This window comes from Streptococcus sp. 29892, from assembly GCF_032594935.1.
GTDB classification, from domain to species: Bacteria; Bacillota; Bacilli; order Lactobacillales; family Streptococcaceae; genus Streptococcus; species Streptococcus hyiners.
The window spans coordinates 1,306,209-1,323,621 of record NZ_CP118734.1; the positions used below are offsets into that span (position 1 = coordinate 1,306,209).

Below are 17,413 nucleotides of genomic sequence, written 5' to 3' on the forward strand. Positions count from 1 at the left end.
ACCCTACACCACCTTCACTTTGGTATTTGGGGCTTCTTCTTTGAAGATTTGACCTAGGTTGATTTTGGCTGCGGAGTTGGCAAAAGATTCATCCTTGAAGACCGCACGAAGCGGCTCTTCTTTGGCGATTTGGCGGAGGACGCTTTCTGAAATCTCATCTGCAAAGCAGGCTATCAAGGCACCACCTGCCACATTGTAAATGTCTATGCCGTCAATTTGAGTTTTAGCGATTGGAAGAGATAATTCCATGCCCCAGGTCAGCATAATCTGGAAGAGGAGGTCAAGGTCTGTACGACCGTCTTTGATGTTGGAAACACTGTCAAATAGGCTTTCTTGGCTAAAGCTGTCTGGTGTTTGGCTGACATCCTTGAAGTTTGAAGTATCCAGCTTATAAGCTCTAAAACCAAAGTCTTGCTTGCCGACTGTTTCAGGATGTTCTTCCTGAATCTTTTTAGCAGCCCGACGAATCCGCTCACGGGAAATCTGGTCAATGGTTTCATAGCCAGCCTCCTTGGCAGCTGATTTGTCTGCCACCTGCTCATCTAGCGTACAGAGAATGTACTTGCGGTTACCACCGTCTTCAGCGTTCAACTGCATAACTGCATCAGCCGTGGTGGCGGAGCCAGCGAAGAAGTCGAGAATTATTCCCTCACTTTTTAATCCTAATTTTATCGTTTCTTTCACAAATGAAGTTGGTTTAGGATAATCAAACACACGTTGATCATCGAATAATTTTTTAACCTCAAGTACAGCCTGTCTATTAGTATAGCCATCTAAATACAATGTCCCAAATGGCAATCTTTTTTCCGAATAATTACCGTCGGTATCAATTTTTTCATATATTTTGTAGTAAACTTTATATTTACTTTTATCTTTTTGAGATCTTGTGAACTCAATCATTCCCAGACTAAGGGCTTTTAAAAATTTATCTCTACCCCAAACCCAACGATATCCATTATTTCCTTCCTGGCCACCAGGAAAAATACTAACTAAATCGGGACCTTCTATCGCATAATCCAAAGATTCTATATAGCCAAGACCTCCATTTTCTAGCGGTTTGAGATAATAGTATCCTCTTTCCTCAAAATACTCATCTTTTTTATTATAGTGTTCTTGTCTTTGAACAGGCTTCTTGTTTAGCTCTGTACTAGAATTTTTAAGATAGACCAAACAATTCTCATGTTCAATTGCAATACCTTTAGAATCAGATTTTCCTCCCTCCATAACTTTACGAATAAATTCCCCAACAAAATTCTCCTCCCCAAATATCTCATCACAGATAGCTTTGAGGTTGGCTTGTTCATTGTCATCGATGGAGATAAAGATAACGCCACTATCTTTGAGAAGGTTGCGAGCAAGGACCAGGCGCGGGTACATCATATTGAGCCAGTCGGAGTGATAGCGGGCGGAGGATTTTTCATTCTTGGTCAAGCCCACTCGTTGCAAACCGTCCTCATCTCGCAGGTCCATCTCATCTGCCAGCTCTTCCTCACTCATCTGAAATTTATCTGAGTAGACAAAATCCTTGCCTGTATTGTATGGCGGATCGATGTAAATCATGTCAATCTTGCCCAGATAAGACTCCTGTAAGACCTTGAGGACTTCCAAGTTGTCCCCTGTTATAAAGACATTTTCAGACTTGTCAAAGTCAACACTTTCCTCAAGATCTGGGCGGAGGGTCTGGCTGGTCGGTTTACCTGCCTCCGCAATCGCTCCGCGTTTGCCGACCCAGGTAAACTCATAGGACTCCCGCCCCTCAACAATCTCTCGTGAAAGGAATTGGCGTAGCTTGTCAAAGTCAATGGCTGGTCGTAATCTGCCATTTTCATCACTACTTTCTGTTAGAACCTCAGGAAAAAGCTGACCAATTTTTGTAATGTTGTCTGATAAAATATCTTTTGAACTTAGGTCTAGCTTTTCAACTTGAGTGTAGTCTCCAAGCTTTCGCTGTGCTGTGCTGTGCTGTGCTGTGCTGTGCTCATGGTAATCTCCTTTTCTTAGGCTGTCAAGCCTTTTTTGATGATGTAGATAAAAAATTGTCAAACGATTTTAGTTTGTGGTATAATGGTTTTGAAAAAGGGATTGAGCGTCAACTCAATCCCAGTAGAACCGCTTTAAAGACGGTGGCTCATATTACGGAAATAATCCGTCCTACTCGCTCAAAAGTGGGGACGGATTATTTTTTGTCATCTTTGAAGATTTTATAGCACAAGCCTATCAAGGCGATGGTGAAACCACCAAAACTCAATAAAGTTTGTACCACTTCAAACGCTGTCAAAAGATTGTTACCCCCTTTCCGTCAGATTTTGATGAATTGCACATAGGCATCACCGTCCTCTCACAAAGAAAGTAACCACCGTCTTTCTCCTACATCCATTTATGGATACAGGAGCACTTTTCTACTGTTCTATTATACCATATTTCCCACAGATTTTACCTATATTTAAATGTTTGCTGAAACTTCATATAGCATTTGTCAAACGATTTTAGTTTGTGATATAATAGTTTCGAAAAAAGGATTGAGCACCAACTCAATCCCAGTAGCGTTTCCTTCCGTTTTCGAGAAACGACCTCAAACAGTCTCCCAGACTGTTTGAGCATTTTAAAGACGGGACGAATGAAGATTACAGTCAACCTGCTAGTTCACTCGGTCAAAGTTTCGTAGCGGTTGGCTGTCTTTTATTTTTTACGATTGTTAAAAATAAATGTCAGTAGCACGATTAGTAACGTGCCAAACTGAAACATCAGCCCAAGGGCCTCTGCGACAGACATTAGTTAGAGTAAAATCAATTGAGATGCTGATTGTCTTTGGCATCGACATGAGATTTTTGAAACAATACTTTTCAAAAATCGAATTAGTGCAACTTTTAGCCAAAATGACTAGATTTTGGCGTTTTTTGATGAGAAAGTTTTACTTTCCATCAAAAATGAAGTTGCCACCTCCCAAAATAGATTTCCGCCCCACTTTTGGAACTTTTCTACTGTTCTATTATACCATATTCTCCACAGAATTTACTGTGGATTTTTTTGAACCTGTATTCACTTGTGAAGTGCTTTCGTATAAGTAATAGTTGTTAGCTAATCAAGGCAGTTTTTTGAAGAAATACTTGCTGTATTTTGAAAAAAACTAACGATGAGTAGCTTAAAAACTAGCCTTAGATGAAGGTGCTGAACTGTGAATGCTGGTTCTCAACTGTTGGATTTCTTCTTCTAGGGCTTTGTAGGCCTTTCGAAGTTCCATTTGTTTGCGCATGGCTTTTTCGGCAAACATCTTTTTCTTGAGCTGGGCTGCTTTCTTTTCCATTGCTGCTAAGCGTTCCGTCTGCTCAATCTGGTCTTTGATAGAAGCTCCGCCCCCGACCAGTTCTTCTTCCCCCGCCTGTTTGACCAAGTTTTCATAAAACTGGTCCAAGTCCCTTTCTTGGTAGGTCAATGCCAGAGGTTTGTCTGTTTGAAAGTGACGAACAATCTTAAAATTTCGTCCCTCTCTCAATTGCGCCAGCTTTTCCTTAAAATGAATCACATACTGGCTAGTCCCGTCTGGAAATACCAGATGAAAGAGAGTGTAAAATCCCAGATAAGTGTCCAGCTCTGCTAGTAAGTGCGGGTCTAGTTGCTGGCTCAAAAGGTCAATCCGAAGGACGATAATTTGCTGAATGGTCTTGCCCACTGGAATGGGGAGGGTCTTGGCATCTAATTGATGGGTAGCGGTAATCTGGCCGATTTGTTGCCGGAGGAGCTGCTTATCAGCTGTAGACAGGCCAAAATTATCTAGAAAGTCCTTGTTGCCTTTTTGATAAGGCTTATAGAGGACTTTGGGTCTTGGAATCTGAGTAGAAGGTAAAAATGGCATCTTAGTCTTCTCCTTTCAAAACGGCAAAGAAGGCCATCAGTTCAAAATCATCACTTCCGTCCACCCCGCTATCCATAAAGTCAATGGTATCTGATGTGAAGAGGGACTCATTGAAGGTCTCTTCATCGCTCTCCACGAGATTTTCAAGACTTCTTTGCAAGAGGTAGGAGTAATGCTCCATTTTGGCGCCATCATCAGTGGCACGATTGTAGGTTGCCACCAAATCTTTCTCAGGCTGATGTTTGCCCTTGGTAATCATGCGTAGGTGCTCCAGCAATGCCTTGGTATCCGCAATGGAGTAGACTGTCTCTCCCTGCTCACTGATATAGACCAGATAGTAGGGGTGAAGACGATTTTTCTTACTGAGATGGGTCTGGTGGGCAATATTCTTCAAGAGGAAGATGGCTCCAGCTGGTTGACCTTGCCCTGCCTGCACCACTGCTTGAAGACCTTTAGGCATTGCCTCTAACTCTGGGTGTTTGGCTAAATAGCTGAGCAGGTCCATACGGTAGTCTTCCAAACCTAGATCCATAATGGAAATCCCCTCATTCATATCTTCCAAATCAACGACCTCTGTCTGGAGGCGTTCGAGCTGTTTCTTCCGATAATTATTATCCTCGATTTCCTCATTGGTCAAGACATTGTCATCAGCCGTTGAAGTCAATACAGAGATTTTCATTCTGGATTCCACACGCGCCTTGAGATCGATATAAGCATCCAAAGCTATGTTGGGCCAAAAATTGACCAGCTGGATATATTTGTTCTGACTACCGATACGATCTACCCGACCAAAGCGCTGGACAATTCGGACAGGGTTCCAGTGAATGTCATAGTTAATCATGGTATCAGCGTCTTGCAGGTTTTGACCTTCTGAGATAACATCTGTCGCAATCAAGACATCAATTTCCCGATGATCATCAGGATAAAGCAAGTCCTTCTGCTTGGATCTCGGTGAAAAATAGGTCAGAAGGGTGTTCAAATCCTTATTTTTGAGTGGCAAAGTGGTCGAAAAACCTTTTGTCCCTGAAATCTGGGCTGTATGAAGTCCATACTTATCCAAGAGATAGTGGCTAATATTTTTATAAAGATAGTCTGTTGTCGTCGCAAAGGCGGAGAAGATAATCACTTTCTTGTTATCTGGATTGATTGGCTGTGCCAATTTGTCATCAATCAAGTTAAACAAGGTCTGTAATTTCTGATCTTCCTGTGGTGTGATTAAATTGACCAGATCTTCTAATTCTCTCAACACTGTTTGGTCAGCCTGTAAATCCCTCTTCCAGGATAAATAGTCCATATCAGATAGCTTTATAGGGAATTTCTTTCCAACAAAGAAATCTGTATTGCTATCTTCGACATCAAAATCATCTTCAGCCAACTCTTGCAACTGAACACTTCCCTCACCACCTGCAACTTCAAACTCTTCTATGCTCAGAATTGTTTTGTCTACATAAGCCTTGACCACGTCAATCAAGGTATATCGAAAGGCCTCAATCGAACTTTCCAAACGTTTCAAGAGGTTAATCATCATCAGTTTCTTAATCCCCGTTTCCCGTCCAAGTTGGGTCAAACCTTGCCCTTCCGCTTTTTCATAGCGGGAACGTTTTGAGGGATGAATGAAAAGACTTGGCTGATAGATTGTTAATTGAAGTTGGTCTAACAGAGCATAAATCCGTTCATAAGTAATATCTCTTCGATTGACCGTCAAGTCTGGATAGAAGTTTTTAGGGGCCAGTCGTTCTGGAAAATCACCAATCGCATTTTTATCATAAAATTGTCGGATATGCTTACGGCTTCGTGCAATGGTCACGCTATCAAGGACTTTAAAGAAGTCAAAGTCTAGTTTGTCAAGTAGAGCAGCTGTTGTACGGTATTCTGCTGGTAACTCTGCCCATTGATTATAAGCAGCCTGTGCCAGACGGAAGATATCATTGATGGAGGATTTGGTATCTAATTTGGCATCAAATTGTGCCGCATCGCCTTCATAGGCTAGGGCAATTTGATTTTTCAAATCATTAAAGCGGTTATTGACAGGCGTAGCTGACAGCATGAGGACTTTTGTCGGTACACCGCTTTTGATGATCCGATTCATCAAGCGGGAATAGCGGTTTTCACGACCTTCTTCAATCTCGGCATCAGATGAACCACCGTTTCTAAAGTTATGCGACTCATCAATGACCACCAAATCATAGGTATCCCAACGATTTAGTGCCAAATCAATGCCATTTGATGTTCCCTTGTCACGACTGAGGTCTGTATGGTAGAGGACGTCATACTGGAGATAGCGGTCATAAATGGGATTGTTGACATAGTCGTGACGGTACATATTCCAGTTGTGCTCCAACTTTTTGGGACAAAGAACCAAGATCCGTTTGCCTCGATAGGCATAGTAGGTCATGACAGCAAGAGCTGTAAAGGTTTTTCCTAGACCGACCGAATCCGCCAAGATACAGCCGTTGTATCGTTCCAATTTTGAAATCAGCGACTTGACCGCATCCTTTTGAAAATCATACAAGAGATTCCAAATCTTGGTTTCCTTATACTGAACATGTTCATTTGGCAGTTGGTCTTGATTGACATCTTCTAAAAATTCACTAAAGATATTATAAAGCATGACATAGTAGAGAAACTCTGGCGAATGTTCCTTATGGGCCAGGGTCAGATTTTCTAAAACTTCCTCGGTCACATCACGGAAATATTCATCATTTTCCCAGTAGTCTTCAAAGTTTCGTAGATAGGTCAAACTTTGTGGCTCTGTGTAGAGATTGCGACTGGACTTAAAAAGTGAATTTTCATAGCCCAATTCCTTACGGTCAAAGTTTTTCAGCTTGTCAACCGCGATGATTTGACCGTTGTCAATCCGAATGCCGTTGTCAATTTCTTCATGGACATTGATAGACTTAAACTGAGCCTTTCGACGTACCCAGTCGGCACATTCTCTGGCAAGCGATTTTTGGGTCAGTTCGTTCATCAATTTGAGCTCGTACTCAGCTCCAAATATAGATGATTCTCGCTGTTTCTTGGGTATAGTATATTCGCGGTATTCTTTGGCGACTTCGTTGGTCGTGAAGGTTGGACTTGTAAAAATAAATTGCAGCTCTTCAATTTGCTCGAGCTCTTCTTTTAAAGACTGATAAGCAAACATGGAAAAGGTTGCTGCAGCCATCTTAACTTTACTGCCTTTTCCTAAATGTTCTTTTAACTGATCTCCTAAGAGAACCAGTCGGTTATCAATTTCCATAAAATCTCCTTCAAATGTTGATTCCAGATGTAGTATACCATCTTTAGACAAGGATTTCTAGCTCTCTATCCTCCTCACCATCTCCTCCATATCATAGTCAAAAAGCAGGTCATGGCAGTCCGTAAAAAGCTGGCGACGCTTGTCATCATCCACCACCGCGATATCCACTCCCCTATCGTCATAGCAATGATACAGAACCTTTTCCTTGCTAGATAGAAAGATAAGAGAAGCAGAAAGGTAGTTAAAGCCACCATGGTCAGCCTTGATAATCTCCCACAAGAGAGCTTTCAAATCTTGGTCAGCGACCGGAAAAAGATAGCGTTCATAGACCAGCACTTCTCCCGTCCAGTCCTCCACTTCAATCAAGTCAGGCTCAGGACACTTGTCAAAGTTAAATTTCGATGTAAAATGCCAAAGGTAAGTGTCGATGTCCCTATCTTCCAGTCGAAGCAGTGAAAGAACCACATAGTCGTATGCTGAACTAGCCCGCCCCAAAAGCTCAACCGCACGCGCATAAGCCCTATCCAGATACACTTTTCTAGGTAGCTCTTCAGCCTCTTCCGCAGGACCAATCTCAAATCGGAGCGCCAGAGGGGTCGCATAAAAAAATGGACCTACCAATTGGTGTTCTCCAAATTGAAAATCTGATAGCCAATCCTGTAAATGCATGATGTATCTCCTTCTATACTTTTGTATCATTATATCACGCTTATCAAAATTCTGTCTAGTTTTCCATAGGAAAATATGATAGACTAGTACTAAACACAAACTAGGAGAAAAATATGAAAACAGCATTCATTTCAGAAAAAGCCAAATCACGCTTTAACCTCAATTTTATCCTATCGCCTATCGTGGGCATTATCTTGATGATTCTAGCGGAAATTATCGGCTATATAGTCATAATGACCTTATTTTTCAACTACATCTATGACCCATTTGTATCACTAAGTTTGGAATTATTTTCCTTTGCCTTTATCAGCCTCGCTGTTATCCTCTGGGCTAGATTTCTTGAAAAGAGCTCCTGGTCTGGACTGGGCATGATAAAAAAAGGAGCCCTAAAAGACTTCCTACTGGGTTGGGGATTGGGTGCAGCCATGTTAACAGCCTGTGTTTTGCTCATGTGGGCCTTTGGTGTCGTGCAGTTTACTAGCTTCCATGTTTCGCCCGCCTTTCTGGGAGAATTTCTCATTCTGGTCTTGGCTTGGTCCGTTCAGGGAACGACCGAAGAATTACTCACTCGGGGCTGGATGTTTTCTTCCCTAGCTACCAAGCACAATATCCCTGTCGGTATCCTTATTTCTTCCCTCTTCTTCACCTTTCTCCACTTGGGAAATAATGCTATCTCCCTCATTCCTATCCTAGACCTGACCCTCTTTGCCATTCTGGCCTGTCTGGTCATGTTGAAAACAGGCAATCTCTGGGTGATTGGTGGTATCCATGCCGCATGGAATTGTTTCCAAGGAAATGTCTTCGCCTTTCCAGTGAGCGGTAACCAGGCTGGTCAAGCCTTTATTGCAGTAGAAACCTCTGGCCCAGACTGGTTGTCAGGCGGTGCTTTCGGTGTGGAAGGATCCGTTATCAGCCTCATCGTCCAAGGTCTTGTCATCGCCTGGTTGATTTACGACCTCTACTTTAAAAATAAAAACACAGCTCAATAATGAAGAAAGACTGTCGGCTATTCACTAGCTGACAGTCTTTCTTTTAAATCCTGATAAAAAATAGCTCTGCTGATTTGATAGTAAGGTCTGACATAGAATGATAGAAGGTTGAGGGTCAGACATTCACTGATAAACCAGACAAAAAATGCCAAGTCCAAACAGAAAGCTTTCCAATAAGCTCCCTTCATCAATAGCTGACTTTCTTGAAAAACAGCTCTAGGCTGATGGTAGCGGTCCTCTGCTAGTTGGTCATATAAAACAAATACGGTCTGGGAGAAGCGATAATGGATAAAGAAATAGATTAAACAGCCCAGGGCCAGAAGAATGAAGCCTGTCTGTAAGAGTTGGCTTGGATGATAAAGTGCCAGCTCTGCCATTGCCCCAGGCGATAAAATCATCAAACTATGCAAAACCAAACCGGCGATGAGATGGCCAATACCTAGGACCAGCGGTAGCCCCGCTAGAAAATCAATCAAGTAATGGAAAATCAGGGTGATTAAAACTGGTTTTGTCCACTCCTTTCTAGAAAGGGACAGGCTACCCTTTACATTAAGCTTATCTACTTTTCCTTTGAGAAAGGACATGAGCTGAAAGCTTGCTAGACCAAAGAGAATGTGTATGATAGCATTCAATATCGAGCTAGTGACCAGGGCCAGAGAGAGATGGGCTACCAAGCGTTCTACAACCAGACTGCTATCCTGCCTAAGCAGAAGAAAGCCTCGCAGGGCAACAAATAAGCCCCCGCCAAGATGACAAATAGACAATACCACTACAGGCGAAAAGGCGGCCGTCATGCCCTGGGTTTCCTCACGGATCAGGGTAGCTTCTGCCATCTTCTCCTTCATCCACATAATCATCCCTCCTTTCAACTCTCTACATATCAACTCAACCATTCGCTCTACTAAAGTAAAAGCTAAGCCACCGACGATGATATAAACCGATTACTTTCTGAGAAAAGACTTTTAAAGACAAGAGGATTTTTTGCCTTCAAGTCCTCATAAAACAAGACCCTACAGGTCCAATAATATGGATAAACATGGAAAGCTAGCAATCCCAAAGTCATGAAAATACCGATAAACCAGCCCAGGAAAGACAGGTCTAGCAAAAACAAACGCCATCTATTTCCTTTCATCAATTGCCAACTCTGTCTGAATAAGACCAAAGGTGAGGAGTAGGTCCCTATTGCCACATGGTCATAGAGCAGAAATTCGACCAGACTAAAACCATAGCCAATAAAACTGGTCACTAAGCCACCTATGATGAGCAAGGCTAGCCCTAATTGCATACTACTAGAATGAAATAGGGCACCGATGTCTGGTAGTAGTCCAAAATAGATAGCTCCTAAAGCTCCCTCATCTAACAGCGCCCAAGTAATCAAGCTGGTTCCAATCAAAATCGGTAGACTGCACACAAAGAGCAAGGCTCTTCGAATGACAACCGTTAAAACCAGCGGGAAGATATTCTTCTCATCCAGTCGGTTAAAACAATCCATGAAAGTCAGACGGCAACCTTCTTTTCGAACAAGTCGTATGAGCTGAAAACAAGCGGTGATAATCAGGCATTCTATAGCCATATTAAAAAATATGCTTGGTGGAGATAGGTGGATTTGAAAGCTACGAACACTACCAAATTCCTCAATCGTTTTGTTAAAAATAGGGATACCAGCCCAGCCATAAGCAAGCTTCAAGTAAGATGTAACCAGAGTAGAGAGAAAAGAAATCAAAATGGGGGGCATAAACAAGAAAATCATCCCATCTGTTGTACTTCTAATATCTCTTGCTTTCGCACGAATATCACTATTTAGCATAGATTACCCCTTTCGTTTAGCCTTCGGGTCTAAGACCAGCAAGGAAAAATCTCCTTGAGTTGATACCTACTATTGATAAACTAGCCTTTAATTATATATATTATACTATTTTGTACAAGAAATTTCTATAAATTCTATAAAAAAATTGCAAAAAATCCTAGTCTGAAAACTAGGATTTGATAAAATCAGATTACCATCCTTTCTCTACTCGATGACATCAGTTCTGTTCTTCTATTCTGTATTCCAAACCATACTGGTCACGCGATAGGTAGCCATAATCTACCAAGTAACGTCTTAAAATAGCATAATCATCATAGATCTCAGCTAGAAAGGCATTGACATCTTTTTCTGTAAATGTCGAGCCCTTCTTAGCCAATTCCTCCTGCAAGTAGGCAAATAAAACTTGCTTACTTTTCAATTTTTTCGGAATGACAAGCAACTTCCCATCTCGGAAAAATTTTTCGTGAATATCTTGACTGTTCATACTTCCTCCAAAAATCCTAGCCCGCAGGATAGGATTTAGTAGTATAGTCTTTCAGTTTGCTTTTAGTACTAGGCAACGAGCTGCAGACAGTACTGGAGTACGGCAAAGCGAGTTCAAATAATCTGAAATTATTTGAAGTTGGAGATAAGGAAACGGAGTTTCCTCATACGTCTAAGTAATAAAAGATAAAATGAAAGACTAAAGTTTAACGGATTTCAGCTCCAAGTGTTTCGAGCGACTTACTGATTTTCTCCATGTACTTAGCCACTTCCTCATCCGTCAGGCTATCCGAAGGATTTTGGAAGGTCAGGTTGTAAGCCATAGACTTCTTACCAGCCTCAATATTGCTGCCCACATAGACATCAAAGAGGGTCACCTTGGTCAAGCGTTTGACGCCCGCAGCCGCAATGGCATCCAAGACATCCTGATGTTTGACATCACTGCTCAAGAGCAGGGCAATATCACGGCTAACCGCTGGGAATTTAGAGATTTCGGTAAATGGCTGAGCAGGCTGGAGAGCTTCTTCAATCGCATCCAGATTGATTTCAGCCACATAAGTCTCAGGAATACCGTAGTCCTTAGCCGTTTGAGGATGTACCTGACCGACAAAGCCGATAACCGCCCCATTCAAATGGATTTCAGCTGTCCGACCTGGGTGCAAGGCTGCAATCTCACTAGTCGCCACAAAGTCAACTGCCAACTTGTAATGAGCAAAGATAGCTTCCAAAATTCCTTTGGCATGGAAGAAATCAACAGGCACAGCTGGTGTTTGGAAGTCCTTTTCAGCTACCAAGCCAGTCAAGACAAGGGCAAACTTGTTGATTTCTTGTGGCAGGTCTTCTTTTGGATTGCCAGACTGTTCAAAGATCTTACCGATTTCGTAAAGAGCCAAGTTCTTGTTCTTACGAGCCACGTTGTAGGCCACTGTTTCCAACATACCAGACACCATATTTTGACGAAGGGCAGAGCGATCAACGGTCATAGGCCACATGAGTTCGGTTACAGTGGTTGGACGAGCCGCAAACTCCACAGCCTTGTCAGGCGTTGTCAAGGCGTAGGAAATGATTTCTGTCAGGCCTGTACCTTCTGCCAGGCTACGTACTTGGCGACGGATGTTCTGGGTCAGGGTCAACTCGCCTGCTGTTCCATCCTCTTTCGGAAGAGTGGTCGGCAGATTATTGTAACCATAAATACGAGCGATTTCCTCTACCAAGTCTGCTGGAATGCGAATGTCCCAACGGCGACGCGGTACTGCGACTGTAAACTGACTTTCATCGCCAGTTGTTTCCATACCTAAACGACGGAAAATGTCTGCGATTTGTGCATAGTCGAGGTTAGTCCCGAGCGAGCGGTTAACGTAATCAATGGTTGCTGTGACTGGGACATCCGAAGTATCCACGCTGCCCGCAGCGACGATACCAGACATGACCTGACCGCCAGCCAGTTCCGCAATCATAGCAGCGGCTGTATTCATAGCTTCCGTCAAGGTCGCTACGTTGATGCCTTTTTCAAAGCGAGAAGAGGACTCAGAGCGAAGGTTGAGGCGACCCGAGGTCTTGCGGATCGACTTGCCGTCAAAGAGGGCAGCTTCCAAAACAACCGTTTTAGAATTATTGTCAATCTCTGTATTGGCACCACCCATGACACCACCTAGAGCAACCGCCTTGTCCGCAACGGAAATGACGATGTCATCGGCAATCAAGTCACGTTCTTCGCCGTCAAGAGTTACCAAGTTCTCACCCTCTTTTGCCTGGCGAGCCACGATTTTCTTGCCTTCAAACTTATCAAAATCAAAGGCGTGCATTGGCTGACCGAAGTAGAGCAAGATGTAGTTGGTGATGTCGACCACGTTGTTAAGCGGGCGGATACCTGCGTTCATGAGCAGATTTTGCAACCACTGTGGACTTGGTGCGATGGTCACATTTTCAATGACACGAGCCGTGTAGGCAGCCACCTTGTCTGACTCGATAGCCACTTCAATCACATCGCTGGCCTTCTTGTCACTTTCTTCCAAGACCACTGGCTTGAAGTTGACCTTGCTGTCATAGATAGCTGCCACTTCGTGAGCCACACCACGCATGGAAAGGGCGTCGGCACGGTTTGGCGTGATAGACAGCTCGATAATCTCGTCGTCCAGGTCCAGGTATGAAAAGATTGGCTCACCCACCACTGCATCTTCTGGCAGGTGGTAGATACCGTCCGCAAAGACCTTTGGCACAACTGAGTCGGACACGCCGATTTCGCTCAATGAGCAGAGCATCCCCAAGGACTCAACGCCGCGGATTTTGCCTTTCTTAATCTTGTAGTTTCCAGCGATACGAGCTCCTGGTAGAGCGCCGATCACCTTGATACCAGCTTTCACATTTGGAGCACCGCAAACGATTTGCGTGATTTCTTCGCCCACATTGACCTGGCAGATATTGAGGTGGGTATCTGGAATTGGCTCAGCAGATATAACCTGACCGACAACCAACTTAGAAAGGCCAGCACTCTTTTGCTCAACCCCTTCTACTTCAATTCCTGTTGTTGACATTTTTTCAGACAAGTCATGGCTTGTCGCATCAAAGTCAACCAGTTCTTTTAACCATTTGTAACTTACTAACATATTATCCTTTCTGGTGCAAAGGCCGTTTCAGAAGCCAATCCACATCAATCTTATCACCGACCGCAAACTCATGCTGGCCAAATTTTTCAAATCCGTATTTGGAATAGAATTTCTGAGCCTTGTAATTATGTTCCCAAACTCCCAGCCAGACCCAGTCACAACTAGACTGCTCTGCTTTTTCCAAAGCAAATTCAAACAAGACCTTCCCAAGACCGCGACCTTGAAAAGCCTGCAAGAGATAGATACGCTGGATCTCAAAGGCATTTTTCAACTCCTGCTCCGTCTGGGCAGGACCTTTGTTAAGCTTAAGATAACCAGCTATCTGATTATCTACTCTTAGAAAATAGTGCTGGCAATTGGGGTCCGACAACTCACGGGTCAAGACCTCCACGGAATAAGACTCCTCGAAGAATGCTTCCAACTCCTCTGGATCATTGTCATGAGCGAAGGTCTCTGCAAAAGTCTGCTTGGCCAACTCCTGCAAAACGGAAACCTCTTCTAAACGTATCGAATCTATCTGCATCTCATTGCCTCTCATTCTAACTGGGTTAAGTAAGCTGCTAGAGCGGCTACCTTTTCTCTCAATCAACAATCTACTAACTTTATCGGATTACTAGTATTTCAAGCAAAACGATATTTTTTGCTTGAAAGCCTAGTAAGGTAGCTAGGAAAATAGCTCAATAGCGATTTCCGTTCACCTACTCCAGCGGTGTTACGACGGTTCAAGGTTGAAAACAACATTTTTTTCAACCTTGAACCTAGTGAGGGGAGTAGGTAGACCGCCATAGCGGCTACCGTCCTGTTTCTAGATACTTTCAGTATCAGAAACAGGTCTCACATCAAAATTGCTCCGAGAATCGTACATCACCTTGGTAGAAACCACGAATGTCGTTGATACCGTAGCGAAGCATGGCAATCCGTTCTTGACCAAGACCGAAGGCAAATCCAGAGTACTTGGTTGAGTCAATGCCACTCATTTCCAATACTTGTGGGTGGACCATGCCAGCACCGAGGATTTCAATCCAGCCTGTTTTCTTACATACGTTACAGCCATCCCCACCGCACTTGAAGCAAGAAACATCCACCTCAACAGATGGCTCTGTAAATGGGAAGTAAGATGGACGGAGACGAATTTGACGCTCTTCACCAAACATTTTCTTGATAATCATTTCAAGCGTACCTTTGAGATCGCCCATGGATACATTTTCACCGACAACCAAACCTTCAATCTGGTGAAACTGATGGCTATGGGTCGCATCGTCCGTATCACGACGGAAAACACGCCCTGGCGAAATCATCTTCAAGGCACCTTTTGAAAAATCATGCTGGTCCATAGTCCGTGCCTGAACAGGTGACGTGTGGGTCCGCATAAGAATTTCTTCTGTGATGTAGAAGGTATCCTGCATATCACGCGCTGGGTGGTCTTTTGGCAAATTCATGCGCTCAAAGTTGTAGTAGTCTTTTTCCACTTCAAATCCGTCAACGATTTGGAAGCCCATGCCCAAGAAAATATCTTCGATTTCTTCAGAAGTTTGGGTCAAGACATGACGTTTTCCGACCTTAACCTGACGACCTGGCAAGGTCACATCAATGGTTTCTGAAGCCAATTGTTGTTGGATTTTTGCTGCTGCAACCTTCTGAGCTGTTTCTTCAAAAGCAGCTGTCAGCACATCACGAACTTCATTGACTTGTTTACCCACGATTGGTTTCATTTCGTTAGATAGGTCTTTCAAACCTTTCAATAAATCCGTCAAAGACCCTTTTTTACCCAAAACCGCAACACGCAGGTCTTGTAGTTCTTTCTCTCCTTGGTGCTGGATTTCTTTTAACTTTTCTAGTGTGGATTGGCTTAATTCAGCCAACTGTTGTTCAATATTTGACATAATTCCTCCAATAAAAAAACGCATGACACCACTCGTATCGGAGCGTTGTCACGCGGTACCATCCGTTTTCATCTGCAAGGCAGACCTTGTTTCTAAGTCCTTGTGTGAGTGAATTCGACCAACTTTCACTGATTGAGCTTACAGTCACGGCTCAACTCCCTGGACAGTTTCCATAGGTGTACTAGTCTCACAGACTTCTATTCGATTAGTATTAGTTTACCAAAGTTTCTAGATTTTAGCAAGTTAAATACCGCCAAAGACTACTCAACTATATACTCAAAAATTGGCTTGTTACCAATTCGTGTTCCCCTCTGCACCTGAATTTGCGTTCCTTTTGGAAGAGTAGCTGCATAATCTAAATTAATATAGTCTTCTATAGTGGCATCTACATCAACTGTTTCAACAGCCAATTGAATTCCAAAGGAAAGTCCCTCTTCTTCAACTAACATCCGAAATAGCTCTTGCACTTCTTTCTTATCCTTTGATGCTACCGAATAAGTGCCGTCTTGATAATGTAAGTATTCTTTTAATGTTGAAAATCGTTGCACCAAGCTTGGTTTAGGGTGAGTGATATCTAGATTAGACTCTGAGATAGTGTAAATATACCAGTCATCTAAAGTAGCCTGAGCTTCTTCTTGTTTTTCCTTTGCCACTAGATTTTCTATCATTTCATCGACAGGATAGACTCCTGCTTCAAAACGGCTATTAACTAGCTCTGATCCAAACAAGTCCCACATTAACTCATCCGCAGATTCCGTACCTGTATTTGAATAAGTCAACCTCTTGCGTTGATTATCCTCTAAATCCCAGATTCGACCATCGGTGACATAGACATAGGTTTCAAAATGACCAGCTTCCGACCAGTAGGTACTCGCTGTTTCAACCCTAACAACTTCTATTCCTAAACGTCCTTCTAATGCCTCTCTAACATAGAGTTCCTCGTTCGTCCGAGCAGATTCTGGAACCATACAGGCAGTAAGTAAAAATGAAAAAACAAAGATTGTTGTAAATTGCAGTAACCATTTCTTATTCATTCACCATAATCTCCCCACTATGATAATTGATACTCAAACCACTCTGCACATTTGGAACAAATACATTGAACTCTAAGCTACCGTCGGATGATTTTGCTTCTAGATGGCTTCCTACGGGAATTAGGTCGTCTTTTTCTGCATAGATTAGGGTAACACGGTAGCGGACACGCTTGTTCTTGTCCAAAGCTTTTCGTACCAAGGTTTCAAAGTAATTCTGACCTGTTGAGGTAGGATCATTGGCTTGGTTAGACCAGGCTGTTTGAACCGCTATGTTTTTTGGATTGCTTGTTGAGGCATCGAATCCAGCTAGACCACCAATCAAAGCATAGCCAAGCAGATGTCCACGATCAACTGCATGATCATATTCCCCTGGCAAATCATGAATTTGGTGCCAGCCAGCAGGAGTCCATGATGTACGCCCATTACCAGTTGCTTCACGATCCTTATACTGACGTGTTGACTTAGCCAATAGGGCATTGGCTACCGTTGGAACCGTTTCTCCTTGCACAGTCTTAGTCTTGTTATCCCCATAAGGTGCACTAGCGACTGAAGCATCTAAATCGGTCTTATTGCCGTTGATTAGAAAAGCTCCAGCTCCATTCCATTCAATGGAATTCCCAAGTTGTTTCCTTACTTTCTCCGTCAATACCGAACTAGCCAGCTCCTGGCTAGGTGTAAACTCGCTTGCTTGCGACTGATTGACATAATAAGAATAGTTTGCAGCATTGTCGCTGCTCGTATTATTTAAAAAGTAGCCACCACCAACTACAACAATAGTAGCTAACAAACTTAGTAGGCTCATAGCCTGTTTCTTTACATTTTTCTTCGCCATAAAATCCCCCATCAAAAAA

At 43.0% G+C, this 17,413-nt stretch carries 15 protein-coding genes; 1 reads left to right on the plus strand and 14 read right to left on the minus strand.

Annotated elements, in window-relative coordinates; all coding sequences use genetic code 11:
• Nucleotides 1–3: 3 nt before the first annotated feature.
• The 6 genes from PW220_RS06530 to PW220_RS06550 all read right to left on the minus strand — a co-directional run bounded on the left by PW220_RS06530 (nt 4) and on the right by PW220_RS06550 (nt 7,760).
• Nucleotides 4–1,764 carry a site-specific DNA-methyltransferase gene (locus PW220_RS06530; RefSeq protein ID WP_398582937.1) on the minus strand — a complete coding sequence of 587 codons (1,761 nt, stop codon included), beginning with the start codon at nt 1,762–1,764 and terminating at the stop codon, nt 4–6.
• Between the two features lie 412 nt (nt 1,765–2,176).
• A complete protein-coding gene (locus PW220_RS06535; protein ID WP_392375917.1) occupies nt 2,177–2,263 on the minus strand; it encodes a putative holin-like toxin in 87 nt (28 codons plus the stop codon).
• 416 nt (nt 2,264–2,679) lie between these two features.
• On the minus strand, nt 2,680–2,772 hold the full coding sequence (locus PW220_RS10370; RefSeq protein ID WP_221622108.1) for a putative holin-like toxin: 93 nt from the start codon (nt 2,770–2,772) through the stop codon (nt 2,680–2,682).
• 370 nt (nt 2,773–3,142) lie between these two features.
• Nucleotides 3,143–3,853, minus strand: coding sequence for a DUF4391 domain-containing protein (locus PW220_RS06540; RefSeq protein WP_248055078.1), 711 nt, complete (start codon nt 3,851–3,853; stop codon nt 3,143–3,145).
• A gap of 1 nt (nt 3,854) precedes the next feature.
• Nucleotides 3,855–7,091, minus strand: a complete 3,237-nt coding sequence (locus PW220_RS06545; protein WP_248055077.1) for a helicase-related protein — start codon at nt 7,089–7,091, stop codon at nt 3,855–3,857.
• Nucleotides 7,092–7,148: 57 nt separating this feature from the next.
• Nucleotides 7,149–7,760, minus strand: a complete 612-nt coding sequence (locus PW220_RS06550; protein WP_248055076.1) for a DUF3885 domain-containing protein — start codon at nt 7,758–7,760, stop codon at nt 7,149–7,151.
• 113 nt (nt 7,761–7,873) lie between these two features.
• Here PW220_RS06550 and PW220_RS06555 point away from each other — a divergent pair, with 113 nt between their 5' ends.
• Nucleotides 7,874–8,749 (plus strand): CPBP family intramembrane glutamic endopeptidase, encoded by an 876-nt coding sequence (locus PW220_RS06555; protein WP_248055075.1) that lies wholly within the window; start codon nt 7,874–7,876, stop codon nt 8,747–8,749.
• A gap of 17 nt (nt 8,750–8,766) precedes the next feature.
• Here the strand turns inward: PW220_RS06555 and PW220_RS06560 are convergent, their stop codons facing one another.
• The 8 genes from PW220_RS06560 to PW220_RS06595 all read right to left on the minus strand — a co-directional run bounded on the left by PW220_RS06560 (nt 8,767) and on the right by PW220_RS06595 (nt 17,394).
• Nucleotides 8,767–9,606, minus strand: a complete 840-nt coding sequence (locus PW220_RS06560; protein ID WP_248055074.1) for a DUF975 family protein — start codon at nt 9,604–9,606, stop codon at nt 8,767–8,769.
• A 56-nt stretch (nt 9,607–9,662) separates the two neighbouring features.
• Nucleotides 9,663–10,556, minus strand: coding sequence for a DUF975 family protein (locus PW220_RS06565; protein WP_248055073.1), 894 nt, complete (start codon nt 10,554–10,556; stop codon nt 9,663–9,665).
• A gap of 217 nt (nt 10,557–10,773) precedes the next feature.
• A complete protein-coding gene (locus tag PW220_RS06570) occupies nt 10,774–11,040 on the minus strand; it encodes a DUF2087 domain-containing protein (protein WP_248055072.1) in 267 nt (88 codons plus the stop codon).
• Between the two features lie 205 nt (nt 11,041–11,245).
• Nucleotides 11,246–13,645: a phenylalanine--tRNA ligase subunit beta gene (pheT, locus tag PW220_RS06575; protein ID WP_248055071.1), complete on the minus strand. Its 2,400-nt coding sequence runs from the start codon at nt 13,643–13,645 to the stop codon at nt 11,246–11,248.
• 1 nt (nt 13,646) lies between these two features.
• On the minus strand, nt 13,647–14,168 hold the full coding sequence (locus PW220_RS06580) for a GNAT family N-acetyltransferase (protein WP_248055226.1): 522 nt from the start codon (nt 14,166–14,168) through the stop codon (nt 13,647–13,649).
• 316 nt (nt 14,169–14,484) lie between these two features.
• Complete coding sequence (gene pheS / locus PW220_RS06585; RefSeq protein WP_024378481.1) at nt 14,485–15,528, minus strand: phenylalanine--tRNA ligase subunit alpha; 1,044 nt, start codon at nt 15,526–15,528, stop codon at nt 14,485–14,487.
• A 260-nt stretch (nt 15,529–15,788) separates the two neighbouring features.
• On the minus strand, nt 15,789–16,562 hold the full coding sequence (locus PW220_RS06590) for a hypothetical protein (RefSeq protein ID WP_105124185.1): 774 nt from the start codon (nt 16,560–16,562) through the stop codon (nt 15,789–15,791).
• Nucleotides 16,555–17,394 (minus strand): DNA/RNA non-specific endonuclease, encoded by an 840-nt coding sequence (locus PW220_RS06595; protein WP_248055070.1) that lies wholly within the window; start codon nt 17,392–17,394, stop codon nt 16,555–16,557. Before PW220_RS06595 ends, PW220_RS06590 begins: the two co-directional genes overlap by 8 nt.
• Between the last annotated feature and the right edge of the window lie 19 nt (nt 17,395–17,413).

What these genes read in the sequence shown, in the direction of transcription:
- PW220_RS06550 (WP_248055076.1), bottom strand. Translation starts at nt 7,760, where the DNA reads ATGCATTTACAGGATTGGCTATCAGATTTTCAATTTGGAGAACACCAA.
- PW220_RS06595 (WP_248055070.1), bottom strand. Translation starts at nt 17,394, where the DNA reads ATGGCGAAGAAAAATGTAAAGAAACAGGCTATGAGCCTACTAAGTTTG.
- PW220_RS06580 (WP_248055226.1), bottom strand. Translation starts at nt 14,168, where the DNA reads ATGCAGATAGATTCGATACGTTTAGAAGAGGTTTCCGTTTTGCAGGAG.
- PW220_RS06590 (WP_105124185.1), bottom strand. Translation starts at nt 16,562, where the DNA reads ATGAATAAGAAATGGTTACTGCAATTTACAACAATCTTTGTTTTTTCA.
- pheT (WP_248055071.1), bottom strand. Translation starts at nt 13,645, where the DNA reads ATGTTAGTAAGTTACAAATGGTTAAAAGAACTGGTTGACTTTGATGCG.
- PW220_RS06565 (WP_248055073.1), bottom strand. Translation starts at nt 10,556, where the DNA reads ATGCTAAATAGTGATATTCGTGCGAAAGCAAGAGATATTAGAAGTACA.
- PW220_RS10370 (WP_221622108.1), bottom strand. Translation starts at nt 2,772, where the DNA reads ATGTCTGTCGCAGAGGCCCTTGGGCTGATGTTTCAGTTTGGCACGTTA.
- PW220_RS06540 (WP_248055078.1), bottom strand. Translation starts at nt 3,853, where the DNA reads ATGCCATTTTTACCTTCTACTCAGATTCCAAGACCCAAAGTCCTCTAT.
- pheS (WP_024378481.1), bottom strand. Translation starts at nt 15,528, where the DNA reads ATGTCAAATATTGAACAACAGTTGGCTGAATTAAGCCAATCCACACTA.
- PW220_RS06545 (WP_248055077.1), bottom strand. Translation starts at nt 7,091, where the DNA reads ATGGAAATTGATAACCGACTGGTTCTCTTAGGAGATCAGTTAAAAGAA.
- PW220_RS06555 (WP_248055075.1), top strand. Translation starts at nt 7,874, where the DNA reads ATGAAAACAGCATTCATTTCAGAAAAAGCCAAATCACGCTTTAACCTC.
- PW220_RS06560 (WP_248055074.1), bottom strand. Translation starts at nt 9,606, where the DNA reads ATGATTATGTGGATGAAGGAGAAGATGGCAGAAGCTACCCTGATCCGT.
- PW220_RS06570 (WP_248055072.1), bottom strand. Translation starts at nt 11,040, where the DNA reads ATGAACAGTCAAGATATTCACGAAAAATTTTTCCGAGATGGGAAGTTG.